This is a genomic window from Methylovulum sp. (genome assembly GCF_028687615.1).
Classification (GTDB): domain Bacteria; phylum Pseudomonadota; class Gammaproteobacteria; order Methylococcales; family Methylomonadaceae; genus Methylovulum.
In genome coordinates this window covers 15,937-42,881 of sequence record NZ_JAQTZU010000009.1, presented here as the reverse complement: position 1 = coordinate 42,881, position 26,945 = coordinate 15,937, and the positions used below count along the sequence as shown (strand labels likewise).

The 26,945-nt window shown below is 50.6% G+C and carries 27 protein-coding genes; 12 read left to right on the top strand and 15 right to left on the bottom strand.

Features of this window, described 5'->3' with window-relative positions:
• Window positions 1-79 precede the first annotated feature (79 nt).
• From PHH59_RS07160 to hflD, 4 genes are read right to left on the bottom strand one after another with little or no spacing between them, the layout of a single operon-like run.
• On the bottom strand, window positions 80-1,351 hold the full coding sequence (locus PHH59_RS07160; protein ID WP_300013368.1) for a GldG family protein: 1,272 nt from the start codon (window positions 1,349-1,351) through the stop codon (window positions 80-82).
• Window positions 1,348-2,100 carry an ABC transporter permease gene (locus PHH59_RS07155; protein WP_300013365.1) on the bottom strand — a complete coding sequence of 251 codons (753 nt, stop codon included), beginning with the start codon at window positions 2,098-2,100 and terminating at the stop codon, window positions 1,348-1,350. The genes PHH59_RS07160 and PHH59_RS07155 overlap by 4 nt, the downstream gene beginning before the upstream one ends.
• Window positions 2,097-3,053, bottom strand: a complete 957-nt coding sequence (locus PHH59_RS07150) for an ABC transporter ATP-binding protein (RefSeq protein ID WP_300013362.1) — start codon at window positions 3,051-3,053, stop codon at window positions 2,097-2,099. The genes PHH59_RS07155 and PHH59_RS07150 overlap by 4 nt, the downstream gene beginning before the upstream one ends.
• 6 nt (window positions 3,054-3,059) lie before the next feature.
• Window positions 3,060-3,683, bottom strand: coding sequence for a high frequency lysogenization protein HflD (hflD, locus tag PHH59_RS07145; RefSeq protein ID WP_300013637.1), 624 nt, complete (start codon window positions 3,681-3,683; stop codon window positions 3,060-3,062).
• A 557-nt stretch (window positions 3,684-4,240) separates the two neighbouring features.
• Here hflD and PHH59_RS07140 point away from each other — a divergent pair.
• From PHH59_RS07140 to PHH59_RS07105, 8 genes are all read left to right on the top strand, one after another.
• Entirely contained in the window at window positions 4,241-4,456 is a 216-nt protein-coding gene (locus PHH59_RS07140; protein ID WP_300013359.1) for a heavy-metal-associated domain-containing protein, read from the top strand.
• Between the two features lie 19 nt (window positions 4,457-4,475).
• Complete coding sequence (locus PHH59_RS07135; protein ID WP_300013356.1) at window positions 4,476-6,707, top strand: heavy metal translocating P-type ATPase; 2,232 nt, start codon at window positions 4,476-4,478, stop codon at window positions 6,705-6,707.
• Between the two features lie 244 nt (window positions 6,708-6,951).
• Window positions 6,952-7,197: a hypothetical protein gene (locus tag PHH59_RS07130; protein WP_300013353.1), complete on the top strand. Its 246-nt coding sequence runs from the start codon at window positions 6,952-6,954 to the stop codon at window positions 7,195-7,197.
• Complete coding sequence (locus PHH59_RS07125; RefSeq protein WP_300013350.1) at window positions 7,194-7,607, top strand: type II toxin-antitoxin system VapC family toxin; 414 nt, start codon at window positions 7,194-7,196, stop codon at window positions 7,605-7,607. The genes PHH59_RS07130 and PHH59_RS07125 overlap by 4 nt, the downstream gene beginning before the upstream one ends.
• Before the next feature lie 8 nt (window positions 7,608-7,615).
• A complete protein-coding gene (locus tag PHH59_RS07120) occupies window positions 7,616-8,233 on the top strand; it encodes a paraquat-inducible protein A (RefSeq protein WP_300013347.1) in 618 nt (205 codons plus the stop codon).
• A complete protein-coding gene (locus PHH59_RS07115) occupies window positions 8,226-8,849 on the top strand; it encodes a paraquat-inducible protein A (protein WP_300013344.1) in 624 nt (207 codons plus the stop codon). The genes PHH59_RS07120 and PHH59_RS07115 overlap by 8 nt, the downstream gene beginning before the upstream one ends.
• Window positions 8,846-10,438 (top strand): MlaD family protein, encoded by a 1,593-nt coding sequence (locus PHH59_RS07110; RefSeq protein WP_300013342.1) that lies wholly within the window; start codon window positions 8,846-8,848, stop codon window positions 10,436-10,438. Before PHH59_RS07115 ends, PHH59_RS07110 begins: the two co-directional genes overlap by 4 nt.
• 2 nt (window positions 10,439-10,440) lie before the next feature.
• Window positions 10,441-11,022, top strand: a complete 582-nt coding sequence (locus tag PHH59_RS07105; RefSeq protein WP_300013340.1) for a membrane integrity-associated transporter subunit PqiC — start codon at window positions 10,441-10,443, stop codon at window positions 11,020-11,022.
• Window positions 11,023-11,409: 387 nt separating this feature from the next.
• On the opposite strand, the gene PHH59_RS07100 is transcribed toward PHH59_RS07105, so the two are convergent.
• The 9 genes from PHH59_RS07100 to PHH59_RS07060 all read right to left on the bottom strand — a co-directional run bounded on the left by PHH59_RS07100 (window position 11,410) and on the right by PHH59_RS07060 (window position 18,623).
• A complete protein-coding gene (locus tag PHH59_RS07100; protein WP_300013338.1) occupies window positions 11,410-11,646 on the bottom strand; it encodes a YdcH family protein in 237 nt (78 codons plus the stop codon).
• Between the two features lie 148 nt (window positions 11,647-11,794).
• Window positions 11,795-13,225 (bottom strand): NAD(P)(+) transhydrogenase (Re/Si-specific) subunit beta, encoded by a 1,431-nt coding sequence (locus PHH59_RS07095; RefSeq protein ID WP_300013336.1) that lies wholly within the window; start codon window positions 13,223-13,225, stop codon window positions 11,795-11,797.
• 15 nt (window positions 13,226-13,240) lie between these two features.
• On the bottom strand, window positions 13,241-14,791 hold the full coding sequence (locus PHH59_RS07090) for a Re/Si-specific NAD(P)(+) transhydrogenase subunit alpha (protein ID WP_300013334.1): 1,551 nt from the start codon (window positions 14,789-14,791) through the stop codon (window positions 13,241-13,243).
• Window positions 14,792-14,909: 118 nt separating this feature from the next.
• Entirely contained in the window at window positions 14,910-15,713 is an 804-nt protein-coding gene (locus tag PHH59_RS07085) for a DUF5765 domain-containing protein (protein WP_300013331.1), read from the bottom strand.
• A gap of 802 nt (window positions 15,714-16,515) precedes the next feature.
• Complete coding sequence (locus tag PHH59_RS07080) at window positions 16,516-16,824, bottom strand: type II toxin-antitoxin system PemK/MazF family toxin (RefSeq protein WP_300013328.1); 309 nt, start codon at window positions 16,822-16,824, stop codon at window positions 16,516-16,518.
• Window positions 16,818-17,054: a hypothetical protein gene (locus tag PHH59_RS07075; RefSeq protein ID WP_300013325.1), complete on the bottom strand. Its 237-nt coding sequence runs from the start codon at window positions 17,052-17,054 to the stop codon at window positions 16,818-16,820. Before PHH59_RS07075 ends, PHH59_RS07080 begins: the two co-directional genes overlap by 7 nt.
• Before the next feature lie 170 nt (window positions 17,055-17,224).
• Window positions 17,225-17,785 (bottom strand): Uma2 family endonuclease, encoded by a 561-nt coding sequence (locus PHH59_RS07070; protein WP_300013322.1) that lies wholly within the window; start codon window positions 17,783-17,785, stop codon window positions 17,225-17,227.
• 180 nt (window positions 17,786-17,965) lie between these two features.
• On the bottom strand, window positions 17,966-18,382 hold the full coding sequence (locus PHH59_RS07065) for a PIN domain-containing protein (RefSeq protein ID WP_300013319.1): 417 nt from the start codon (window positions 18,380-18,382) through the stop codon (window positions 17,966-17,968).
• Window positions 18,369-18,623 carry an AbrB/MazE/SpoVT family DNA-binding domain-containing protein gene (locus PHH59_RS07060; protein WP_300013316.1) on the bottom strand — a complete coding sequence of 85 codons (255 nt, stop codon included), beginning with the start codon at window positions 18,621-18,623 and terminating at the stop codon, window positions 18,369-18,371. The genes PHH59_RS07065 and PHH59_RS07060 overlap by 14 nt, the downstream gene beginning before the upstream one ends.
• Window positions 18,624-19,207: 584 nt before the next feature.
• Here PHH59_RS07060 and PHH59_RS07055 point away from each other — a divergent pair.
• From PHH59_RS07055 to rsfS, 4 genes are all read left to right on the top strand, one after another.
• Complete coding sequence (locus PHH59_RS07055; RefSeq protein ID WP_300013313.1) at window positions 19,208-21,451, top strand: calcium-binding protein; 2,244 nt, start codon at window positions 19,208-19,210, stop codon at window positions 21,449-21,451.
• 321 nt (window positions 21,452-21,772) lie between these two features.
• Window positions 21,773-23,032 carry a glutamate-5-semialdehyde dehydrogenase gene (locus PHH59_RS07050; RefSeq protein WP_300013310.1) on the top strand — a complete coding sequence of 420 codons (1,260 nt, stop codon included), beginning with the start codon at window positions 21,773-21,775 and terminating at the stop codon, window positions 23,030-23,032.
• 157 nt (window positions 23,033-23,189) lie between these two features.
• Complete coding sequence (gene nadD, locus PHH59_RS07045) at window positions 23,190-23,831, top strand: nicotinate-nucleotide adenylyltransferase (protein WP_300013307.1); 642 nt, start codon at window positions 23,190-23,192, stop codon at window positions 23,829-23,831.
• Window positions 23,832-23,862: 31 nt separating this feature from the next.
• Entirely contained in the window at window positions 23,863-24,216 is a 354-nt protein-coding gene (rsfS, locus tag PHH59_RS07040; RefSeq protein ID WP_300013304.1) for a ribosome silencing factor, read from the top strand.
• 46 nt (window positions 24,217-24,262) lie between these two features.
• Here the strand turns inward: rsfS and ntrC are convergent, their stop codons facing one another.
• Together ntrC and glnL are read right to left on the bottom strand one after the other, a co-directional pair.
• The gene (ntrC, locus tag PHH59_RS07035) at window positions 24,263-25,672 is read right to left on the bottom strand and encodes a nitrogen regulation protein NR(I) (protein WP_300013302.1); all 1,410 of its coding nucleotides are present in this window, start codon (window positions 25,670-25,672) and stop codon (window positions 24,263-24,265) included.
• Entirely contained in the window at window positions 25,665-26,714 is a 1,050-nt protein-coding gene (gene glnL / locus PHH59_RS07030) for a nitrogen regulation protein NR(II) (RefSeq protein ID WP_300013300.1), read from the bottom strand. Before glnL ends, ntrC begins: the two co-directional genes overlap by 8 nt.
• Between the last annotated feature and the right edge of the window lie 231 nt (window positions 26,715-26,945).

Below are 26,945 nucleotides of genomic sequence, written 5' to 3'. Positions count from 1 at the left end.
CAGAAAGCTTGACCGTTTGAAGCATAGGTTATTTTTCCGCCATTATTTCGTGTCTTTCGTGCTTTTCGTGGACAAAAAACTAACGCTGTTTACGCTTGCGCCAGATAATAAATCCCGTACCAAGCAACAACAGCGGCAGGCCCAGCAAAAAGCCAAAACCAATCACGGCAACGGCGGGCGCACTTAACTCCAGTTTTTTATCCGTCGCCGTTTGCGTGGGAATATCAATGTATTCATCATTGTGCATCAACCAATTGATGATCCTCATGCCCACATCCAAATTGCCGACATTGCCTAAATACGCGTTGGACAGAAAATCACTGTCGCCTATGACCACGATCCGCTGTTGTTTTTTATCGAAATTTCGGGTCAGGGCGTAGGCAAATGGGCTGGGTGTTTGCCCAGATGTTTCAAGCAAGGCTTGGGCCTGGAACGGGCTGCTTTTGTCAAAACCCAGCGCCGCAGCCATCGGATACAGGCTAATCAATTGCAGGCCACGGGTGATCGGATGCGACGGATAACTGCTGGCGATCACGAAGCCGGGATCGTCTATGCCGTAAATGCGGGTGCTGTTGTCAATGATTTTTCCTGGTTGCTGGTGTATGCCCAGTGCTTCCTGCAAAATCGCCAGCGGGTTGTTATCCGGTTCGCTGAGCAATAACAGGTTGCCGCCATGCTGGATGTATTGCTTGATGATGCCGATTTCACCAGGGAGCAGCGCAACGGTGGGCGCGGCAACCACCAACACCGCCGAATTGTCGGGGATGCCGGGAACCGTCGCCAGATTGATGGTCAAGGTGGTGATGTTGCGTAACGCCAATTCTTTACCAAAACGTCCCCAAGCAAAATTGGCGATGCCGTCGGGTGTGCGCTCACCATGTCCGGTTAAAAAACTCACCCAATGCCGCTGGGCATGTAGCAATTGCAGCAAGGCGTTGCTTAAGGTGGATTCATCGACAAAGGTCAGTTTTTCAGTATGCCCGCGATAGTCAACCAGCACCGCGCCTTCAGGCCCGATTTCCAATTCGCGGGTTTTTTCCGGTTGGCTATCGGGATCGATAATGTCAAAAGTTATGTCGGGTTTATGGCGGCGGTAACGCTCCAGCAATTGCGCGATTTGCAAGCGTAGCGGCAAACCTTTTTTTAGATACGCCGTGACTTTGATGCTATCGGGCATTGCCGCCAATAGTTTTTGCGAGGCTTCCGACAAGGTGTTGTTGGCATGGGCGGTGATGTCGACGCGTAGCGGATAGCGGGTGCTCAACCAGCCGGTGCCAGCTAGCACGACCAGGATTGCCAGTGTCAAAAAGCTATTTTTTAATGCGATTTTTCTACGGTTAGGTGAATTCATTTTTGAAACCGCAATTTATCCAAGCTACGGATGCTAAGGAACACAAACCCGCCGATAAACAGCAGGAAATAAACCACGTCCACGGAATTGAGCAAACCGCTTTGCAAATTTTGAAAGTGCCGCAGCAGCGACAAATATTCCAACAGCTCATTGCGCTGGTCGCGCATTTGCGAACTCGTGTCCAGCAACCACAAAACCAGCAACAGGCCAAAACTGCCTATCCCCGCGACTATCGGGTGTTGGGAGATACAGGACAGATACAGTCCGGCAGAAGTCAAGGCCGCCACCAGCATTAGCAAGGCCAAGACATTGGCGGACAATTTGCCAAAATCCAAATCCCCGCCCAGCAACAATGACAGCGGCATCACAGTGACCAAGCCAACCACCATCGCCAATAATCCTAGACAGCCCAAAAACTTGCCGATGATGATCTCGGTATTGCTGATGGGTGCGGACAGCAACAGCGGCAGGGTTTTATTTCTACGTTCTTCAGCAATTAGCCGCATGGTCAAAAGCGGTGCGACCAGCAATAAAATAATCGCGGCATTGCCGAACAAGGGAGGCACCACGATGTCGGTGAGTCCTGGGCTGTTGGGGATTTCCGCCAGTTTGGGCTGCAAAATCATGAAGGTTTCCACTTGTTTCAAAAACAGATACGCCAGTATAAATTGCAACACCGCCAGAATGCTCCACGCAACTGGCGATAAGAACAGGGTTTTGAATTCGCGGCAGGCGATGGTGATGATCATGACGGTTTGTCCTGAGTTGGCGTTTCCTTGGTCAGGCTGACGAAAATATCTTCCATTGATTGTTTTACCGGCGTGAGTTCCTGCAAGCCCCAACCGTTGGCTATCACCGTTTCGGTGAGCCGTTGCGTGGGATTGTCACTGACGCGGTAATGGATGTGCAATTGCGTGTCCGCCACCGTGTCGATGCGCGTGATGCCAGAAATGGCGGCCAGCACAGCCAAGTCCGGCGCAAGCCTGGTGGTCACTTGCAATAAACCGGTGTCCAGGTGCCGGTTAAGTCCTGCGACGCTTTCATGCAAGACCAATTGGCCTTGGTGGATAATTTGCACATGGGTGCAAGCATCCTGCACTTCGCTGAGGATGTGCGTGGACAAAATCACGCCATGATCTTGCCCCAGTTCGCGGATTAAGGCACGGATTTCGCGGATTTGCAAGGGATCGAGACCGACGGTGGGTTCATCGAGGATCACCACATCGGGATTGTGCAGTATCGCCAGAGCTATGCCCAAACGTTGCTGGAAACCTTTGGACAGGTGCCCGATCAATTTGTGCGTCACTTCCTGCAAACCGCACCGCTCCTGGGTTTGGGCGATGGCACGGGGGATATGATCTTTGGCAAGTCCATGCAATCGTCCGCAATAGCGCAAAAATTCCTGCACGGTCAAGTCCTTGTAAAGCGGCGGCGTGTCGGGCAAATAGCCTAGCGATTGTTTGGCGAGTTTGGCTTGCGTCAGTAAATTGATGCCATTGATGCTGATTTCCCCGCTATCGGGGGCAAGCAGGCCGCAGAGCATTTGCAAGGTGGTGGTCTTGCCCGCCCCGTTAGGCCCCAAAAAGCCCAGCACTTCACCGCGTGAAAGCGTAAAGCTGACATCCTTGACCACACAGTGTTTGCCAAAATAACGGTAAAGCCGTTTTGCTTCGATTAAATTTGCTTCGATTAAATGGCTCATGGATAGCTAGGTTTGCGCCAAAAGGTTTTGTAATTCAGTCTGGATTTTTTTACGGTGGAACAGGAACTTCCATCGGGAACCACCGCATTGCCGCCATAAAATGACGGAACGGATACCCGCCAATAAACAGGCGCGGATTTTATCGGCAGTGTAGGAATTCGACAAATAATTGCTGTCGCCGTTGACCATGATCTTAGGCTGCAACTTGCTGACCGTGTTGCTGTAAATATCGGCAAGATTGGCGAGGACATTGTCATGCAGCAAACCAAAATGTTCGGCCTGGATTTGCGCTTTTTCAATTCCTGTGGTGATGGTCTTGAGCATCTTGGGTTGTTTGGACAATTGCTGTTCCAAAAATACCAAGGAAGCGGCGTAGCGGGCCAATTCTGCGTTGGGGATTTTGTAGCCTGTCATTTGTTGCTTAAGCTGTTCCAGTCCGAGTTTGATCCCGCTTAAACTCCCGTAAACTTCAATGACCGTGTCAGCATCGAGTTTCAAGATGCTGCCGATGCTGGCTTCCATCGCGGTGGTGTCGGCGTTCCCGGTGGTGGCAAGCTGTTGCACCAAGGCGGCGGCTTGGGCAACTCCCGCCAGGGCGATGGTTTGATGGGTGATGGTCTTTAATTGCATGGTCATTGCTACACTGGGATTGGGTTGCTATCGTATCAAGAATAAACGCGGCTGTTCAATTTACTTTTGGCTGTGTTTACGGGGTAAAGGGCGTAATATATTTACTGATGTTACGCAGAGATTTTCTACGAATTGAAAATAACTAATGAAGAGTCGCTATCGCGACGTTTATTTAATCGGGTTCTCGCACCCGAAGGCGAGATACTTTCTTTTGCGCCGCCTCGGCAACTGCTCCTGCGTTGCTCTGCATCCATGCAGTCGAAAAGAAAGTATCCAAAGAAAAGGCGGCCCGTTGCCGCTTATGTCTTGCGCTCCTCGCACTTGTGCCCTGTGGGTATTTGTCGGGGGGAGGCAGAATGGGCTTCCTGCCCATCTGCCTCCGTGCGGCATCCTTGCCGCACCCCTTTATGCCCTGTGGGTATTCGGGCTAGTCCCGACAAATACTGCGGTGCTCGACGCGGCAAATGGGATACAAACTATGTTACTGCGTAACGTCAGATATTTAGAATAACTGGCTTTTGTCATAGTCCAATAAAATAAATCCTTAAGGAGGAAAAATGAGCGAATCAGTCATATTAAATGTAACCGGCATGAAATGTGGCGGCTGTGAAGCCAATGTAACATCTAAACTGGGTGAGCTTGACGGCGTTGCGACTGTTAAGGCGTCCAGCAAAGAGCAACAAGTGCAGGTCGATTTTGATGCCGCAAAAACGACGCTTGCCGAAATCAAACAAACCATTACTGACGCGGGCTACACCGTCATTTCAGTTTAGCCTTTGTCGGGATGACGAAATGAATACAGAAGCACAAGACGACGCGATCCAATTATCCATTGCCGGTATGCGTTGTGCAGGTTGTGTCAGCGCAGTGGAAGCGGCGTTGGCGGCAGTTGCCGGAGTCACCTCGGTCAACGTCAATTTTGCCGACCATACCGCAATGGTGAAAGGGCAGGCTGATCCTGAATTGCTGGTCAAGACGGTCAAAGCCGCCGGCTATGACGCAGCCATTATGGAGGGCCTGGAAGATCCCAGCGCCCAAGAAGGCTTGGAATTAAGCCGCTACCGGGACTTAATCAAAAAAGCGGGCGTGGCTGGCGCGTTTGGCCTGTTCCTGATGCTTAGCGAACATTTCAACTGGTTGCCGGATTTAGGTTCGGCGACGGGTTTATGGCTGTGGCCGGAATTGGCCTTGGTCAGCTTAGGCATCATGGTTTATTCTGGTTGGCAATATTACAGCGGAGCGGTCAAGTCGCTAAAACTAGGCCAGGCCAACATGGACACCTTGATTGCCTTAGGTACCGGTTCGGCCTGGCTGTATTCCTGCGTCGTCATCGACTATTACATGATTTTGCCGTCTTTGGCGAAACACGCTTATTTTGAAGCGGCCGTGGTGATTTTGGCGTTCATCAATTTGGGTACGGCATTGGAAACCCGCGCCAGAGGCAAAACCTCCAGTGCCATCCGCCAATTGATCGGCTTGCAGCCGCGCACCGCACGGGTGGTCAGGAACGGTGAAGAAATCGACATCGCCATAGAACAAGTGGGTTTAGGCGAAACCGTGCGTGTGCGGCCAGGCGAAAAAATCCCCGTCGATGGCGTGTTGCTTGAAGGCCATTCGACCGTCGATGAGTCCATGCTGACGGGCGAACCCTTGCCCGTTGAAAAAACCCAAGCTTCCAAAGTGGTTGCCGGCACTTTCAACCAAACCGGCAGTTTTCTGTTCACCGCCACCCGCATAGGTCGCGACACTGCCTTGGCGCAAATCATCAAAAGCGTCAGGCTAGCCCAAAACAGCAAGCCTGATATTGCCCGTTTGGCGGATAAAATCTCCGGCGTGTTTGTGCCCGTCGTGGTGGCTATTTCCGCCCTGACGTTTTTGCTGTGGCTGGTGTTTGGGCCAGATCCTGCCTTGGGTTACGCGTTTGCGACTTCCATGACCGTGCTGGTCATCGCCTGTCCTTGCGCCTTGGGCTTGGCGACACCGATTTCAGTGATGGTTGCGGTAGGCCGCGCCGCCCAAGCCGGTATCTTGATCCGCAACGGCGACGCCTTGCAAATGGCAGGGAAATTGACCTGCCTGGTCGTCGATAAAACCGGCACCGTGACCGAAGGCAAACCCACCATTGCCAGCATTGAAATGATGGGGGATTTGGACGAAGCCACTATTTTGCAATTGGCGGCAAGCATGGAAGCGGCTTCCGAACATCCTTTGGCGGCGAGCATCTTGGCGGCGGCTGAGCAAAAACAACTGCCATTAAAACCTGTCAGCCAATTTGCCGCGATGGTCGGTTTAGGGGTCAGTGCGACTTGTGAGGGGCAACGGCTGTTATTCGGCAACAAAGCCCTGATGGACAAAGAAGGGGTAAAATTCACCCGCTATAACAACAAACTGGAAAAACTCTCCGCCTTGGGGCAAACCCCGATGCTGTTGGCGGTGGATGATAAAATCGTCGGCATGATCGCCGTTGCCGACGCGTTGAAAAAAGACTCCCCCGCCGCGCTTGCCCAACTGCAACAACTGGGCATACGCATCATCATGGTGACGGGCGACAATCAAATTACCGCCCACGCCATCGCCAAACAAGCCGGCATTGCCGAAGTCAACGCCCAGGTCTTGCCGCAAGACAAAGCCGCGCTGATTAAATCCTTACAGGAACAAGGTGAAATTGTCGGCATGGTCGGCGACGGCATCAACGACGCCCCCGCCTTGGCGCAAGCCGATGTCGGCTTGGCGATAGGTACAGGTACGGATGTCGCGATTGAAAGCGCCGACGTGGTCATCCTGCAAGGCTCCTTGCTAAAAGTGCCGGAAACCATCGCCCTATCCAAAGCCACCGTCGCCAATATCCAGCAGAACCTGGTCGGTGCGTTTTTGTACAACACCTTAAGCATCCCCATCGCCGCCGGATTGCTATATCCAATGTTCGGCATTTTGTTGAACCCGATGATTGCCGGGGCGGCAATGGCGATGTCGTCGTTGACGGTGGTGACCAATGCCAATCGGTTGCGGTGGATGAAGTGGTGAGGCTTCTTGTTTTTGTAATTAGAAAAGCATTTGCTGCGACAATTTCAATTGGTCTCACTAAACAAAAAAAGCTATTACGTAAATTACGGTTGGTTTGAGAGATTGTATTGCGTTGGTATCCATTCAGGCCAATCAGCGTTTAGTTTAAAAATTTCCCTAAGATTTATGCTATCAATTAACAATTCCATGACAAGGACGCTGAGTAAAACGGTTTCCTAATCTTGCGCATTGCGGAGAAATGATTATGCACACTTTCCAAATAAACTCCCACATCAACGAAAACAGTATCTTGTCAGTCAAATTACCCAAAGAATGGGCGGAAAAAGAGGTTAACGTCGTATTGGTTTTGGAGACGTTGCATCCTTCACAAGAAATCCGTCCACAACAAGAAAGCTTAGCCGCCGCTTTTGATTTGCTTGCACAAATGCCAGAAGATTTTATGGCACATCGCCGAGATGAGTTGCCGCAAGAGCGGGATGAATGGTTATGACGCTACGCTATCTGCTAGATACCAATATCTGTATTTACATTAGCAAAAAACGTCCGTTGGAAGTTTATCAGAGGCTTTCAGAACTGAGTGTTGGCGATGTGGGCATGTCGCTGGTTACTTTCGGTGAATTGCGGTTTGGGGCTGAAAAAAGCCAGCACCGGGAAGTTGCGTTGGAAAAATTGGAACAGTTGGGGCGTTATATTCCTGTCATTATGCCGACGCAGGAAACGGCTGAACAATATGGGCTTATCCGTAATTTTCTTGAGCAAAATGGTCAACCGATTGGTAATAATGATTTATGGATAGCGGCACACGCACTGTCGATAAATACTATTTTGGTTACCAATAACACCAAAGAATTCATAAAAGTCCCCGATTTATTGGTTGAAAATTGGGTTAATCCGTCTTGATAGCTATTATGCCTCCCCTAACCGCCTGCCCTGAATGTGACCTGCTCCTAAAACCCGCCGACTTAATCACCGGCGAAAAAGCCGTGTGTCCACGTTGCGGTTATTTGCTGCACAGGGCGCGTGAACAAAGCATCGAGCGGGTTTTGGCGTTGTCAATCGCGGGTTTGATCCTCGCCATCCCTGCCAATTTTTTGCCTTTGATTGGCATCCGCTTTATGGGCAACAGCAATGAAAGCACCTTGTGGGCGGGGGCTGTGAGTTTGTTTGGCCAAGGCTTGTGGCTGGTGGCGGTTTTGGTGTTTTTGGCGAGCATTTTCATCCCTTTGCTGAACACCTTATTGGCCTTCTTAATCAGTGTCCATCTGCACTTCAATCGTCCACATCCGCATCTTGCCCACTGGCTGCGTTGGTTGCAGCATCTGGAAGAATGGGCGATGCTGGAAGTTTACCTGCTGGGAATTATTGTCGCTTGCGTGAAACTCTCCGACACCGCCGATGTGCATCTGGGATTTGGTTTGTATGCCTTTGTTGCCATGTTGCTGGTCAATGCCATGCTGACCACCAGTTTGGACGAGGTTTTGTTTTGGCAGCGCATAGCCGAATTGGATAGGAAAAAACATGCTTAGACAAAGCGCGTTGGCACAAGGGTTGGTGCGTTGCCATGTCTGTGGGCATTTGCATCCTCTGGCAAAGAACCGTCATGCCCGCCATTGCAAGGTATGCGGTGGTTTGCTCCATGCCCGTCGTCCGCATAGTTTGCAAATTACCTTGGCTTTGCTGATCAGCAGTTACGCGCTGTATATCCCTGCCAATATTTTCCCGATCATGACCGTCACGCAACTGGGCATGACCGAAATACACACGATTATCGGCGGCATTTTTGCCCTGGTCGAAAAAGATATGGCCCCCATTGCGGTGCTGGTTTTCGTAGCCAGCATCCTCGTGCCGCTGTTAAAATTGCTGGGCTTGAGCGCGTTGGTGCTGCATGTGCATTTGCGCTGGCAAGGCAACACCCGCTGGTGGATGCGCATTTACCGCTTGATTGTGTTTGTCGGGCGTTGGTCGATGTTAGATATTTTTATGATTTCCATTCTGGTCGCCGTGGTGGATTTAAGCGGCGGCGTTTCCCATGTGATCGCAGGTCCGGCGGCGACGGCATTTGCGGCGGTGGTGGTGTTGACCATGATCGCGGCAAAAAGCTTTGACCCGCGTTTGATCTGGGATAACCATACTGCCTTATGAACGATTTTACTGACCCCGATTCCTATCAGGCCGAAGAGCCTGGCATTGATAAAAAAGCCCGTTTCCCCTTGGTTTGGTTCCTGCCCATCATTGCCGTGCTGGTCAGCGGTTGGTTGATTTACAAATCCATCTCTGAAAAAGGCCAGCAAATTACCATCAGCTTCCCTAACGCCGAAGGTTTGGAAGTGGACAAAACCAAAATCAAATATTTGAATGTTGAAATTGGCAAAGTCACCGACATCAATATCAGTGATGATTTAAAAACCATCAGAGTGTCTGCACAAATGCACAGCAGTGCGGCCATGTTTATGAAAGAGCAGACCAGTTTTTGGGTGGTCAGGCCGCAAGTCGGTCTAGGCGGGGTGTCCGGTTTGGGGACGCTGTTGTCTGGCCCATACATTGAACTTAAACCGGGCGGCGGGCGCAATAAAGTCAATTTTGTTGGTTTGCCCACACCGCCATTGTTAAAAACCAACGCCGAAGGGCGGCAGTTCACGTTGGAAACCAATAATCTCGGTTCGCTTCATGCCGGTACGCCGATCAGTTTCCACGGTATCAGCGTCGGTGAAGTGTTGAGCCACGAACTCTCGCCCAACGCCGATGCGATTAAGTTAAAAGTCTTCATCAACAAACCTTATGACCAATTCGTCAGGAAGAACACCCGCTTCTGGATAGACAGTGGCGTGGATTTGTCCGCCAGCGCCGATGGCTTTAAAGTCAGGACCGGGCCGTTGATTTCGTTGTTGAGTGGCGGTATCGCCTTCCGTACCTCGGCTTACGACAAGCCCACGGATGTGCAGCCGGAAAACAGCGAATTCATGCTGTACGACACTTATGAGCAATCCGAGGAAGTGTTTAGTGGCAACACATTGAAATATGTCATGTATTTCAATGGCTCAGTGCGTGGTCTCACCAATGGCGCACCCGTGCAATTGCGCGGCATCCCGATAGGCAAGGTTATCCAAATCAAATTGGAACTGGACGAAAAAACCGCCGAGATACGCATTCCGGTAACGGTTGAACTGGAGCCTGATCGTATCGAAGCGGTCAACAATTTACCCAATATCAGCCACAAGGACATTATGGAAGAATTGATCAAAAAAGGTTTGCGTGCCCAATTGCAAACGGGTAGTTTGTTGACCGGACAATTGCTGGTCGATCTGGATTTCCACCCGAAAAACAAAATCACCCAGGCCATCAACAATTCCAGCATTTACCCTGAATTTCCGACGATTCCCAGCACTTTGGACCAGTTCGCCCATTCTGCGCAAACCATCATGGACAAAGTCGCCAAATTGCCTTTGGAAGAAATGACGGCGGAAACCACCAAGACCTTGCAGACTTTGCAAACGACCTCGAAAGCGGCGACCGACACCTTGGTCAGTGCGAAACAAGCCTTGGCCAATACCGACAAAACGATGGCTTCTGCCCACCAGTTGTTGAATTCGCTGGAACCCGGTTCGACCACGCACTACGAACTCGACAAACTGCTCCAGGAAATCACGCAAACCGCCAGCTCGGTCAAACAGCTCGCCGATTATTTGCAACAACATCCAGACACGTTAATTCGCGGGAAAAAGGCCGATTGATTATGCTGAACAAATTCGTAATGATGATCGCCGTGCTGTTAATGGCGGGATGTGCATCAACCCCCGCAACCAACTTTTACGTTTTGGAAGCCGTCAGCCAGCCTCCGGCGCAAGCCGCCAAAAACCTTAAAAAACGCTTGGTTGGCATTGGCCCAATCACCATGCCGCCCTTGTTGGATCGCAAACAAATCGTCACCCGCACCTTGATGAACGGTATCGACGTTGCCGAATTCCACCAATGGGCCGCGCCGCTAAAAGACAATGTGTTGGATGTGTTGACGCAAAACCTGACGCAGTTGCAACCGGAGAATTTCATCAGGCCGTATCCGTGGAGCGCTTACGGTACGGTCAATTACCGTGTGTTGGTCGATATTAGCCGCTTCGACACCCGCCCCGGCATAGCCGTCAATTTAGAAGCGAGCTGGGCGATTATGGATGAAAGCAACCATCGCATTATCGACAACGGGCGTAGCAAAATCAGCCATGCCTTGGTCGATAAATCCTATCCGGCGACGGTGCACGCGCTCAGCCAGGTGCTGGGGCAGTTTAGTTTGGAATTGTCGCTGGCTTTGCAGAAGTTGTGAGCTATGACGCTACAGCCACAAAAGCACCAAAATTAAGCGGCTATGGCGAACGGTGCATTTTGTCTCTAATGTCGCTATGTGTTTATTTAACATTTTAGCTGGCCCATAATCTATAGCCCCGCAATCCATCATGGGGCCGCTCCCGCAGAGGCTTATGAAGCGCGGAACACGATCAAATATGACGCGGCAACCACGCATTTGATGCTGGATTCGGTGCTGGGTTTATGGCACATCGATGGACTGTTGCCATAAGTTAGAAGCCCAATTGGTAGAAGCCCAATTGGCGGCTTTGAAGCCATAAAGCAAACTATTTGGCTTTGTTCCGGTGAAAAGGCCATTGGCTTTTTATGTGGCGGCAGTGTCGCCACTGCCGCCTTCTTAAGGTATTTAACTGCGTAAAATTTGAAACAACTCGTCTTTCAGTGCCAGACGTTGTTTTTTCAGCGTTTCCAAATAATCATCGGCGACCACGTCAACCTCAATTTCAGCGCGATGGATGGCATCATTAAGCTCGTCGTGTTCAGTCAACAATTTGGCAAAATGCGCGTTATTTATTTTGAGGTCGTGGATACGATCATTGAATTCTGGAAATTCGTGGATCAAATCGTGTTTTTCAGTCAGCATGGTTTTCCTTTAAATTTTAATGGTAAATCTAGTGTAAATCTGAAGCAGGATAAGGCATGGAACCCCAGACCTTACAACCCGGTTGCAGGCCATATTTTGGGGATTCCACGCCATTCCTACCTGACAAGCCTGTCCAATTGCAGGGACATTAGCCCTTCAATGCTTTCAAAACCGCCTGCATAGTGGCATTGGCATCGCCAAACAACATACGGGTGTTCTCCAAAACAAACAGCGGGTTGCCGACCCCGGCATAACCGGAAGCCATGCTGCGTTTGAGGACGATGGTGGTTTTTCCGTGCCAGCATTCCAGCACGGGCATTCCGGCTATCGGGCTGTTCGGGTCATCCAGGGCGGAAGGGTTGACGATGTCATTGGCGCCGATGACGATGGAGACATCGACATTGGCAAAATCTTCGTTGACTTCTTCCATTTCAAAAACGATGTCATAAGGCACTTTGGCTTCCGCCAGCAAGACGTTCATGTGTCCTGGCATACGGCCTGCGACGGGATGGATGCCGAAACGCACTTTTTTGCCCTTTTCGCGCAGGAACTTGGTGATTTCGTAGACGGTGTGCTGGGCTTGGGCAACCGCCATGCCGTAGCCTGGGATAATCATGATGTTTTTTGCCGCCAACAACACAGACGCGGTCTCGTCGGCATCTATCGGTTGCACTTCGCCTTCGATAGCCGCCGCTACCCCGCCGGAAGCGGTACCAAAACCACCGGCGATGACGCTGATGAAATTGCGGTTCATGGCGCGGCACATGATGTAGCTCAGGATCGCGCCGCTGCTGCCGACAAGGGCGCCGGTCACGATCAGCAAATCATTGCTTAACATGAAGCCGGTTGCCGCCGCCGCCCAGCCGGAGTAGCTGTTGAGCATGGACACCACTACGGGCATGTCCGCACCGCCTATCGCCATGACCATGTGGACACCAAAGGTCAGCGCAATGAGGGTCATGATCAATAAGGGCAAGGCGCCGCCGTGGTCTAGCAACAACATTGGCAAGCTGCCTTCGCTACCCTCGGTTTGTTGCAGGAACAAGCCGCCGAGCACAAACACGCCGATCAGCAGTGCCAGGTTGAACCAATGGCGGGCGGGCAATAACAAGGGCTTGCCGCTGATTTTTTCGCTCAATTTGCAAAACGCAATCACCGAACCGGAAAACGTCACCGCACCGATCAAAATACCGATATAAATTTCAATTTCATGGATGGTTTTTTCGCTGCCAGTCATATTGATGGAGCTGTCCATAAAATTGGCGAAACCCACCAACACGGCCGCCATCCCCACCAAGCTGTGCATGATGGCGACCAGTTCCGGCATTTGCGTCATGGCGACCCTGGAAGCCAATATCGCGCCTATCGTGCCACCAATCAAGACCGCGACGATGAGCACGGCGTAGACATTGCCAGCACCGGCTATCGCAATGGCGGTGGCGATAATGGCAATCGCCATGCCCGCCATGCCGTAGTAATTGCCGCGCCGGGACGTTTCTGGGTTGCTTAAACCGCTTAGGCTCAAAATGAACAGTATGGCGGCAACGATGTAAGACATCGTAAGTAAACTATGGGACATTGCGCTACTCTCCGGTTATTTTCTGAACATCTCTAACATGCGGCGCGTGACTAAAAAGCCGCCCGCGATGTTGATAGAGGCAATAAGGACAGCCAGTCCTGCCAGCAGGCCGACTTGCGGTGAAGACACCTGGACGATGGCGCCAATGACGATAATGCCGCTGATCGCGTTGGTGACGCTCATTAAAGGCGTATGCAAGGACGGCGTGACATTCCAGATCACCTGGTAACCGACGAAACACGCCAGCACAAACACGGTGAAGTGGGCCATGAACGATTCGGGGGCGACCGCACCAATGCCGAACAACGCCAAGCCGCCGATCAGCAATGGCAACAGTTGTTTGATGACGGACGGTTTTTGCGGTTCTTTAGCATGGGCTTGCGGCACTGTCACCGCCGGTTTCGCGGCAGGTGCGGCGGATAGGGTAGGTGGCGGTGGCGGCCAGGTAATTTTGCCTTCTTTGATCACCGTTGCCCCGCGTATCACTTCATCATCCATATTGACGTTAATCACGCCGTTTTTCCCAGGGCACAGTTCGGTGAGCAAATGCCGCAAGTTGGTGGCATACAATTGGCTGGATTGATTGGCGAGACGGCTGGGCAAATTGGTGTAACCGATGAGGGTGACACCGTGTTCAACCGCCACCCGGTCTTTTACCGTCAATTCGCAGTTGCCGCCTTGTTCCGCCGCCAAATCGACAATCACGCTGCCAGCTTTCATGGATTTAACCATTTCCGCCGTAATCAGCTTGGGTGCAGGTTTGCCAGGGATCAGCGCGGTGGTGACGATAATATCGACTTCTTTGGCCTGTTCGGCAAACAAGGCCATTTCAGCGGCGATGAATTCGGGCGACATGGTTTTGGCATAACCGCCGACGCCACTGCCTTCTTCTTTAAAATCCAGCATCAAAAATTCTGCATCCATGCTTTCGATTTGTTCTTTCACTTCCGGGCGGGTATCAAAAGCCCTGACGATGGCGCCCATGCCTTTCGCCGCACCGATAGCCGCCAAACCGGCAACACCGGCACCGATGACCAAGACTTTAGCAGGCGGGATTTTGCCGGCGGCGGTGATTTGTCCAGTGAAAAACCGCCCAAAATGCTGCGCGGCCTCGACAATCGCACGATAACCGGCAATATTCGCCATCGAGCTGAGCGCGTCCATTTTTTGGGCGCGTGACATGCGCGGGACACTGTCCATCGCCAGCACGGTGGCGTTCTTATCCGCCAAACGCTGCATCAGCCCTTCATTTTGCGCGGGCCAGATAAAACTGATTAGGGTCTGGCCTTCGTGAAGCGACGCGATTTCATCTATATCTAAACGCCGGTGGCTTTGAGGGGCGCGTACTTTTAAAATGATGTCCGCCTGTTGCCAAAGGCTGTTTGCATCGGCAACGACTTCAACGCCAACTGCCTGATAGTCGGCATCGGAAATATTAGCGTTTAGACCAGCACCGCTTTCTATGGATACGGAAAAGCCCAGTTGCATGATTTGTGCGGCGGCTTCCGGGGTGGTGGCGACGCGTTTTTCGCCACGGTAAGTTTCTTTAGGTATACCAATCTTCATACAATCTCCAGTGATATGGTTTTAGGGCATGGCTAAAGGTTTGGTTGTAGCCAAACTTTCAGTTGGGAGCATAAAAGATTAACTTTCGGTTTTCAATTAAAAAACAGCCTTTAAGCGGTCAATCAGATCGGCTAACGGCGGTTGAAACATTTTCATCTTCATCGAATTCGTCGAAAATTTCGCTGCTTGCTTTCTGGTAAAACGGCCAGTTTTTAACATGCAGATATTTTCTAATCGGCGTTTTGATCACCGACACGCATAAGGCAATAGAAAACAGGCACCAGACCGCCGCATATTCATTAGGGTCATCGGTGGTGACATCAGAAATCCACGGGCCAATGACATAATGGAAGCCCACAAAACGCCAGGAACCGTAAATAACGGGCAGACAAAAGGCAACGAGAATATAAGTGAGGGCGTGCAAGCCCCATCTGAAATCGAATAACCAGGTGATCGGGTCGGACAACAGCCCATTTAGCGGCATGTGCCAGGCGATATGCCATGCGCCGCTGGTTGAGCAAACTTCGGGGCCGCAAAAACCTTCAATACCGACATTGCAAGTCCCCGCCCAGACGAAAGGATACATTTTCACCAGCATCGCCAAGGCGCCCACCGCACAAATGCTGTAAATCGTGGTGCGTATTTTTAATTTGACCGCTTCGGGGATAAAGTACATCGCCACCATATTGACAAAAAATGGTTGGAAGGCGACGTGCAGATAGCCAAATAACGTCAGTATCTGATTGCTGGGATTATCACACAAATCTATATAGACGTAGGTGAAAGCCTGCAACAGTTCCATTAAGGCGAAATAAGTCAACGGAATCCATAGCTCCTTGGATTCCCCTTTTGCGGCGACATACACGGCGGTACTTAGACCAATAGCCGCCAAAACGCCTGATGCTTCCCCACTCCAACACATAACACTAACCTCATTATTTATTATTATTTACCTACAGCTATCCACCGTAACCCCCAATGTGCTTGAGCCGGTTGCAACAACAGTAAGCATTTTTTTGCCGTGTCAGACTTTTTGCCTATTGCCAACACAGGGTCTTTTCTCTGCAAACCAGTCTGGTCAGTAGCAAAAACCCTACTATTCTATTACAAATAAATGCTAATTGAGAAATAAGCGACATGGCCTGTCTAGGGCAATAGCAGTATGTAAGTAGGCGTCCATAACTTTTTTATCATTTATAATCCTAAAAACCGCAGTTAGTCCACGAAAAGCACAAGAGACACGAAAGAAATCAGAAATGCTGTGTTGATCTGGCTATTCACCCTTTGGGTGATGGTCTACAGTTCGGCATCTCTTTTAAACTACATGCTTTTCTCTTCGTGTTCAATGAGTCGTGTTTTTCGTGGATGAAATGATTTTTCTAGGATAACCATGCAAGCCGGAACGGGTTTGTAGCAACGGTAGGCGCGTTACGACCGCATGAATGCCGCCACAAGAGTGGTCTATGGACAGAGCCGCGTAGCGGTGTGCCGAGGCAATCCGTTTCGTAACATATTGATTAGTTGCCAGTATCTCAATACGTTAAGGTCGGGGCTTACGAAGCCCATACGCATCAAGCTAAGGGGGAAAGCCCATGGTTTTCATAATAGTTGTCCACGAAAAATACGAAAAAGATGAGATAAATTTTCGTGTTCTCGTGTTCTCGTGGTGCCTACTGTTGGCTTTCGTGGAAAAATGCTTTAGCTTGATGCGTATGGTTGCGAAACTACGCCAACATTTCCAGCAACAGCGGATGCCATAATTCCAACTCAATCATTCCCATTTTTCCTAACAAACGGCATTTATCCACCGAACGCAATTGATCCAACAAAATACGCGCCGACTTGCCATCAAACGAAACCACAGGGCGGCAACCTAGCGCTTGTCCTTGGCTGATCAAGGGCGCGACAATGACACGCGGCAAATGCACGTTAAGGTCATCGGGTGAAACAATCAAAGCTGGCCTCGTTTTTTTGATCTCCGTACCTAGCGTTGGATCAAGATTGACCCAATACACTTCACCACGTTTTACCATTGCCAATCCTCAGAATCCGCATCGACTGGAAAGTTTTCCCAAGCATCTTCATCATTTTTTGCATCATACTGCTCAAACCAGCCTTTACGCGGCGTGTGAAGCGCTTCAATAACCAAGGTTTTGCCTTCTAAACGCAAATCCACCTCTTCCCCTAACCCACAAGCCTCCAAAAAACCAAGCGGAATAATCAAACCCCGCGAATTGCCGATTTTTCTCAATTGGGTACGCATACAGCCTCCTAATCATAAAAATTATAACAATGTTATAACTATTGATGTGTTTCGACAAGCGGGCAAGGATGGAGCGATTATGGAATCTTGGTGGAAAATTAGTTTGGTGGCGATTTTTCTCAATTGCGTCCCGCATAGAAACTAGGCGGCAAGCGGAATCCTGGATCCGGCTAAGCCCACAAATCCGCCAGCGAAAACTCCACCGCATCAAACGGCGGCACGGCGACTTTATCATCATCTTTAAGCGTGGCAATCAATAGCCAGCGGCCTTGTTGCAACTCAAACGCCTCCAAAGTTTGCGCCAAGGGATCGACTATCCACACATGCTGCACACCATAACGGGCATACATCGGCAATTTCACCACACGGTCTTTTTTGACGGTGGACGGCGACAAGATTTCACACATCCAATCGGGGACAATCTCAAAACGATGGCCTTCAGGTATGCTGGGCATACGCTCACGCCGCCAGCCTGCCAAATCCGGTACAGCCACTTCCTGATTACGGATAAAATGTATTTCAGGCCCATCAATGATCCACCAACCTCCTGGCCCGCCTTCCCCAAGCCTAAATGGCGGGCCAATCCTCATGCCAAGCACACTGCTAGCCCCAGCGTGCCGCCCAGACGGACGAGGCATGGCGTACAGCTCACCGTTCAAAATTTCTCCGGTCATAGCATCCGGCAAATCCAGCAGTTGTTCGTAAAGGGTGGGTTTTAAAATAGCGTTCATAAAACCCCAGTGTTGTTAAAAGATGGCAAAACTATCGGCTTAATGTTCCGTAACCCGCCATGAAAGACAAGCCGCAAAAAACCTGCTGGGTTTTCAAAACCCGGCAGGTTTGCCTGATAAAACACAACCATCGCTAACGCCTGCGCGTCCCGCATCGGAAGCCATATAAACAAAATAGCCTTATATTTTTCTCAGGGTTGTGGCTATGGGTAAAGCCCCCAGTTTTTTTTCGTTTTCAAAAGTAAACAAGGTTGTCGCCCCCGCTTTTTGTGCCGTCCTTGCAATCAGGCAATCGGACAAATCGACTGCGCCAAATTCCAGGTAATCTAATAAAGCGCAGTTCAGCACCGCCCAATCTTCAAACTGAAATTTGGCATTGCTTGCCAGTTCGTGCAACACCGCGTGGATTTCGTGGCGGGTGCAGCCAAACACACTTTCCAGCACCCATTCCATTTCGGCAACGACAATGGCGGAAACAAACACCTTTTCCGCCTGGTTGATTAGGGTTTGGGCACGCTCCACTTGCCACTGCGGGTTTTGGGTATCGACAGGCTGAAACAAAAACCGCAACAGGACATTGGTGTCAATTGCAATCATTGGCGAGGAATTTAGTGGCGGCGCGGCTTTTGATGGCGGTGCTGAGGTCTTCGTCGGACGGGAAGGCTTGCCCTTTAAGCAAATGGCTGAATTTGCCCGCAAGATTTTCGGTGTTGATCTTGACGATATGCGCCACACCGTCACGCGCGAACACCTCCACATAATCGCCCGGCTGTAAGTTTATCGCCTGGCAAACGGCTTGCGGCAAGGTCACTTGCCTTTTGGTGGTTATCTTGTGCATGGGGAGCCTGTAGTATTACTAAATTTAAATAGTAATACCAAGTTATGCTTTGGTCAATCTTGGCATGGTGAGGATAGCCAAACTACTGGTTATTTTAGAACCACAGATTGGCATCAGGGTAGGGTACGCTGTGCGTACCTTTAAAAAACTATCATAAAATCAATGTAAAAGGTACGCACAGCGTACCTGTTGCCGGAACGGGTTTGCAACCCGTTCCGTAACATTTTGATTACTTGCCAGTATTTCAAAACATTAAGGACGGGATTACAAAGTCCTGTCATGCGCCGTTATTAACCCAATGTCAAAATATATTTCATAAAAAATCCAAAAATGTGAAATATTACCTAGCTTTAAGGCAAAGTTTACCCTATTATCCAGTGTGTTAGACCGTAATTCCCTCAACCACAAACTCACTGGAATTTCATCATGGCTACTGATACCAACAAAGACAACAAAAACACCTACAATTTGGACTGGACTGGACTGGACTGGACTGGACTGGACTGGACTGGACTGGACTGGACTGGAAAAGCGTAACCCCGTTATCAGCTAAGTCAACCCCGCTGGCACAAGACATTATCGCGATGGCGACCATCACGGGCACGGAAGGTAACGACATCCTGCAAGGACTTGATGGCGAAAGCAACACCATCAATGGCTTAGGCGGTAATGATAACATCTACGGCGGCAACCTTGCCGATACCTTACTGGGCGGTGACGGCGCGGATGATGTTTGGGGTGGTGATGGCGATGACATTATCAATGGCGGCGCGGGTGATGATAGCGGCGCTTCTGCAGGGCTTAGCGGCGCCAACGGAGCCGACACCTACCTGTTCGCCAACGGTGACGGCGATGACATTATCTACAACATAAACGGCAACGACGACGGCGGCAAAGATGTGGTCAAGTTCACCAATGCCACCTCAACCGAGGTGGGGCTCAGCCGTTCCGATTATGATTTGATACTCTCCTACGGTGCCGGCGACCGGATCACCATCAGCTACTACTTTCCCGTCGACAACGACTACTACGCGGCTGAGCGCATTGACCAATTCCAATTCAGTGATGGCGTGATTTGGACATGGGACGACATCAAGGCCAAAGCCCTGCAAGGTACTGAAGGCGATGATTATTTGCGGGGTTACGACGGCGAATCCAACACCATCAATGGCTTGGGCGGTGATGACGAAATTATTGGCGGAAATCTTGCTGATACTCTGCTGGGTGGTGATGGTTGGGACTCCATTGACGGCGGCGACGGTGACGATACTATCAGCGGAGGTGATGGTTGGGACTACTCCATTGACGGCGGCGACGGTGACGATACTATCAGCGGAGGCGAGGGTAGCGACGTTATATTTGGCGGGAATGGGCATGATCTGATCAATGGCGGCAAGGGGGATGATGATCGCTCTTATATTCCTTACCATTCAATACTCAGCGGTGGATTATCCGGCGGTGCGGGCAGCGACACCTATGTGTTCGCCAAAGGTGACGGGGCGGATGTTATCAACGACTATGATGGCGAACTCCCCAGCGATCAAGGCGTAAATATTATCCAGTTCACCGATGTGGCCTTGACTGAACTGACAGGCATTGGTTTTTATGATTCAGACTATCCCGATGTCTATTTTTTGACCATCTCTTATGGCAGCAGCGACCAAGTCAGCATTTCTGGCTATTTTGGTGTTTATTCGGTTGCGTTCAAAATCAACCAAGTCCAATTCTCCGACGGCGCAACGCTAGATAATTTCATCATCGGCACTAACCCCGACGGTACAACCGCCAACGACGGCCTCAGCGGGACAGGTACGATGACGGGCGGCCTAGGCGATGACCTGTACTTTGTCGATGACGCGGGCGACGTGGTCACGGAAGCCACCAGTTCCGGCAAGGACACCGTCATCAGCACCATCAACTACACCCTCACCGCCAACGTGGAAAACCTGGCCTTGACGGGCAATGCGGCAATCAACGCCAAGGGCAATGCCCTGGCTAACGTACTAACGGGCAATAGTGCGGTCAACCGGTTGGATGGGGGGACGGGTGCTGACAGCATGGCGGCAGGTGACGGCAATGATTTTTATGTGGTCGATAACCTGGGCGATGTGGTGACGGAATTGGCAGGCGGCGGCGAGGATATGGTCATCAGTTATGTCAGCTTTAGTTTGGGCGGCTTCTTGGAAAACCTGAAATTATCCGGCAATAAGGTGATTAACGGCACGGGCAATGGCTTGAACAATGTGCTGGCTGGCAATGCCAAGGCCAACATCCTGAATGGCGGTGGCGGGGCGGATGTGTTAAACGGCGGCGACGGTCTTGACGTGCTGATTGGCGGCTTGGGCAAGGACAAGATCAACCTGAAGGAAACCACCGCCGCCACCGACACCGTAAAAATGCTTGCAGGTGACAGCCTGACCAATGCTCACGACACCGTCAGCGCATTCTCGTTAGGCAATGGCGTGAGTGCGGCGGCCACTGACCGGCTGGATTTGGACAACACTACGATTGCCGCCAATGTGGTGGCTGCTGATGGCGTGAATGTCGGGATTATCAAGAGCCATGCAATCAGCAACGGCATCGTCAGCTTTGACGATGTGAACAGTTACAGTGCGCCGTTGACCTTGACGGCTGGCAACCTGGGTACGGCGTTCAAGTATCTGCAAGCCAATTTCAGTTCAGGGGAAACGGTGGCGTTCATCGCCGTGGGCAACACCTATGTTTTCCAAGACAATGGCTCGGCGGACACGGCGGTGCAGTTGGCGGGCGTGTTGGCCTCGAACCTGGACACCGACGGTTTGGCGGCTGGTGGGGTTTGGTTGGTGTAGTGCCGATACGGTAACACTGGCGATAAAAAAATCCCGATGGGTTTGCCCCATCGGGATTTTTTGTTGTCCGCCCGTTCCTTAGTTCCAACGTGGGAATGCACTACTGGAACGGGTTTGCTCAAACAGTAGGTGCCACGGCGACCCGTTCCGTAAGGTTTTCAGTGCCTATAAGAATATTGAAACGTTAAAAACAGGCTGATCCATGAGCAAAAACTAATGCCATTAAAAACGCAAAATCAGTAACTTAAGCTAGTTTTCCCTGTTAATGTGATAAATTAGCCTTTATAATCTTCGGTTAAACTCCAAACTGTGGGCGAGAAAATGGCTATTAAAGACTATATGCAAACGCTTGGACGTAACGCCAAGCAAGCCGGACGGGAGCTTGGCCGGACTGAATCGGGCAAAAAAAACCGGGCGTTGCTGGAGATAGCCGACGCGATTGAAAACAGCCGTGAACTGTTGGCAACAGAAAATCAAAAAGATTTGGCGGCAGGTGCAGCCAATGGCTTGGACGCAGCGGCCCTGGAACGTTTGGCCTTAACGCCAAAAACCATCAACACCATGATAGAAGGCTTGAAACAAGTCGCCGCATTGCCTGACCCGGTTGGGGAGATCACTGATTTGAGCTATCGCCCCAGCGGTATCCAGGTCGGGCAAATGCGGGTGCCTTTGGGCGTGATCGGCATCATTTACGAATCGCGCCCCAATGTGACGATTGATGCGGCGGCCTTATGCCTGAAATCTGGCAATGCGTGTATTTTGCGCGGCGGCTCGGAAGCGATACATTCCAACCAGGCGATAGCCGCGTGTATTGCCCAAGGTTTGCAAGCGGCGGATTTGCCGGTCACCGCCGTGCAAATTGTCGCCACCGCTGACCGCGCCGCTGTCGGTGAGCTGATCACGATGAACCAATATGTCGATATTATTGTTCCGCGTGGCGGGAAAGGCCTGATCGAGCGCATCACTAAGGAAGCGACGATTCCGATGATCAAGCATCTGGACGGCATTTGCCATGTCTATATTGACGGCCATGCTGACATCGACAAGGCGGTGCGGATTGCCGACAACGCAAAAACCCACCGTTATGGGGTCTGCAATGCGATGGAAACCTTGCTGGTGGCCGAAAGCATTGCCCATCGCGTGTTGCCGTTATTGGCGAAAATTTATTTGGACAAAGGCGTGGAACTGCGCGGCTGCCTGAAAACCTGCTCCCTGATTCCCGAATGCAAACGCGCTACGGAAGAAGACTGGCATACCGAATATCTGGCACCGATTTTATCCATCCGCATTGTTGACGGCATCGGCCAAGCGATTGAACATATCAATCGCTACAGCTCGCAACATACCGAAGCGATAGTGACCGAAGATTACACGCTGGCGCGGCGTTTTTTGCGTGAAGTCGATTCCAGTTCGGTGATGGTCAACGCCTCCACGCGTTTTGCTGACGGCTTTGAATACGGTTTGGGTGCGGAAATCGGCATCAGCACCGATAAGCTACATGCCCGTGGCCCGGTGGGGCTGAAAGGGCTGACCTCGTTAAAATTTATCGTCCTGGGTGACGGGCATATCCGGCAGTATTAATTGGCCCATAAGTTCGCGCACAGTAATTTCATCCTACTGTGCGCGAACTTATGAGACACACACATACATACAATCAATAAGTTATTAATTGTTTCATAAGTAATCGCTGGAACAATTTTGAAATTTAAGGAGCGATTACTTATGAAACAATTAATATATGATCGGTATTTTGGGCGGGACGTTTGATCCGATTCATTACGCGCATTTGCGGTGCGCCGTTGAAGCCAAAGAACTGTTCGGCCTTGAGCATGTCCGCTTAATCCCCAGTGCCAATCCGCCGCATCGGGAATCGCCCTCGGCGCCCCCGTTGTTGCGGGCGCAGATGGTTGAACTGGCAATAAAAAACCACGCGGGGCTGGTTTGTGACCGCCGCGAAATTGAGCGTCATCAACAACGGCCTACTAGCAAATCTTTTATGGTGGACACCTTGGCTTCTTTACGCAGGGATTTTCCAAGCCAGCCATTATTGCTGTTTATCGGCAACGATGCTTTTAAGCAATTGACAAACTGGCATTGTTGGCGGCAACTTTTTGATTACGCGCATATTGTGGTCATGACCCGGCCTGGTTTTAACAGGCCGGTGCTTGATGGTTTTTTTCAAGCCAGATTTACGCAGGACATTGGCGGGCTGGGGCAATGTTTAAGCGGAAACCTGGTTTTTCAAGCCGTGACCGCGCTGGATATTTCCGCAACGGCAATCAGGGCCGGCATCGCCAGACAACAAGACCCGAGTTTTTTGTTACCCGATGCCGTTATAGAATACATCCACCAGCACCAGCTTTATCAATCGCCTGGATGACCTTCAGGCCATTTCATTTCAAAGGTAATTAATGCAAACAGAAGAATTATTAAAAATCGTCCAAACCGTTTTGGACGAACGTAAAGGGCAGTATATTACGGCGATAGATGTCAAAGACAAAACCAGCATCACCGATTACATGGTGCTGGTCACGGGCACATCCGACAGGCACTTGAAATCCTTGTGTGAACATGTCGCCCAAGCCGTGAAAGAGCAAGGCGGCAAGCCATTGGGTATGGAAGGGGATTTGGGTTCTGACTGGATTTTGTTGGATTTGGGGGATGTCATCGTCCACGCCATGACCGCACAAACCCGCGAATTTTACCAATTGGAAAAACTGTGGTCGGTTGATGCGCCGAGAGAAAAGCTGTTTGCGGTTAAATAACCTTTAAATAAATTGTGGAGCGGGCAAGCGTATTTGCCCGCCACCACTAATCTTCAATCCCCAGTTCCTTGATTTTCCGCGTCAGGGTATTGCGTCCATAACCCAGCAAAATCGCGGCTTCATGGCGTTTGCCGTGGGTAAAATTCAACGCTGATTTGATCAAAATGGCTTCTACGGCAGGTATGGTCTGTTTGGCGACTTCACTTTCTTTGTTGAGCAATTGCTGGTCCACCCAAGACCTTAACAAAGATTCCCAGTCAGAACCCGCGCTGTATTTTTCGGCGGGCGTGTTCAATAATTCGGGCGGTAGATCATGCAGATGGATTTCCCGGCCCGTTGCCATGACGGTCAACCAACGGCAAATGTTTTCCAATTGCCTGACGTTGCCCGGCCATTCCAAGGTGCTTAAAAACGCTTCCGCATCGGGTTTCAGGATCTTGATTTCGGTGTTCAATTCTTGTCCGGCCTGATTCAAAAAATGCCGTAATAACAATGGTATGTCTTGTTTCCGGTCGCGTAATGGCGGGATGTGGATGCGGATGACGTTGAGGCGGTGGAACAAATCTTCCCGAAAACGGCCTTGCTGCACCAGCACTTCCAGGTTTTGGTGCGTGGCGGCAATGATGCGGACATCGACTTTGATAGAGGCATGGCCGCCGACCGGATAAAACTCGCCATCCGCCAAGACCCGCAATAGCCGGGTTTGCAATTCGGCAGGCATGTCACCGATTTCATCGAGAAACAGCGTCCCGCCATTGGCCTGTTCAAACCGCCCTGAACGCCGCGCCGCCGCGCCGGTAAACGCGCCTTTTTCATGGCCGAACAATTCCGATTCCATCAAATCTTTAGGAATCGCCGCCATGTTCAGCGCGATAAACGGATTTTTGGCGCGTGGGCTGTGCCGGTGCAGTGCTTTGGCGACCAATTCTTTACCCGTGCCGGACTCGCCGTTGATTAAAACGGTGATATGCGATTTTGCCAGCCGCCCGATGGCGCGGAACACTTCCTGCATGGCGGGCGCGGCGCCGATAATTTCCGGCGTGGCTTCCAACGTAGTTTGTTCTTCGACGTTGGAATGTTGTTGCCGTCCATGAATGCAAGCGCGACGGGCGAGATCAACCACTTCTTTTATATCGAACGGTTTCGGCAGATATTCAAACGCACCGCCATGAAAAGCCGACACGGCGCTTTCCAAGTCGGAATGGGCGGTCATGACAATCACGGGCAGGTTAGGGTGGCTGAGTTGGACTTTTTGCAATAGCTCCAGACCATCCATGCCGGGCATACGAATATCGGTGATCAAGGCATCCGGCGTACCGTGTTCCAGTGCCCCCAGCAATTCTTTTGCGCCGGAAAAGCTGCGCGTGTTGATAGCGGCCTTTTGTAAGGCTTTTTCAACGACCCAGCGGATAGATTTGTCGTCATCAATGATCCAGACGGTTTCGGGCTTATTCATTACCGTTCTCCACGGGTAAAAAAACTGAAAATACGGTGTTTCCAGGTTCGCTATTGCATTCAATAATGCCGTTGTGTTGATTGATCAATGATTGGGCAATAGACAGACCTAGCCCGGTACCTTCTGACCGTCCCGTAATCATGGGGTAGAAAATTTGGTTCAACATATCAGCGTCTATACCAGGGCCATCATCAATAATGTCAATTTTTGCGGCTAATTTGTAGTGTTTGCGGCCTATGGTCATGTGCCTGTGGATACGGGTTTTAATGACAATATGGCCTTTGCCTTCGGTGGCTTGCACGGCGTTGCGGGTGATGTTCAAAATCGCTTGGATGAGCAAGTCCTTGTCGCCGAGGATATTCGGGATGCTGGGGTCATAATCGTTTTTAATCATCAAATTGCCACTGGATTCGACATGCACCAACTGCCTGACCCGTTCCAAGACCTCGTGGATGTTCAAGATTTTCTTATTAGGCAATTTGTTCGGGCCGAGCATTTTGTCCATCAAGCCTTGCAACCGGTCAGATTCTGCAATGATGATCTGTGTGTATTCCTTCAGTTCGGGATCGTGCAATTCCAAATCCAACAATTGCGCCGCCCCGCGCAGGCCGCCCAAAGGGTTTTTTATTTCATGCGCCAAACCGCGCACCAACAATCTTGCGGTGTTTTGTTGGGTCAACAAGCGTTCTTCTTTGGAAATGCGCAAATGCGTGTCCACTTGTTGCAGCTCAAATAGAATTTCAATCATCCCTTCTTCATTTAAAAATGGTGTTGCACTCAAATTGATCGTTACGTTTTGGCCCATGCGCCCAAGCGTCAATGAGCGTTCGACTAAAGGCTCTTCCATTACCCGGCATTGTTTCAAATTAAGTAGCAGTGCCGGGTCGGATGATTTAAACAAATCACAGGCGTTTTGATCGACCAGATGGTGGGCACTGTCCGCCAGCAAGATTTCCCCGGCCGTGTTGATGTAGATGAGGATTAAGTCACGGTTAAATAGCAGTATGGCGGTGTTTAGATGGTCGAGTATGCGTTTGTACATGAAGTGATGCTAAGCCCTTTTTGAGTTACTTTATAATTTAAGCAATTATTAGACCAATAATTATAGAGACGGAAACGCGTGTATGAGTGACGCATTGGTCTGGCGTGGGGTGTGTTTATTGGCGTCAGTATAATCGAGACCATAAAAAAAGCCCCAGAATGGGGCGTTTTTATGGTGCCAACTTAGTGCATAGTGTGCCTGAAGCGGTTGTGGCTAAGAAAAACGCCCCTA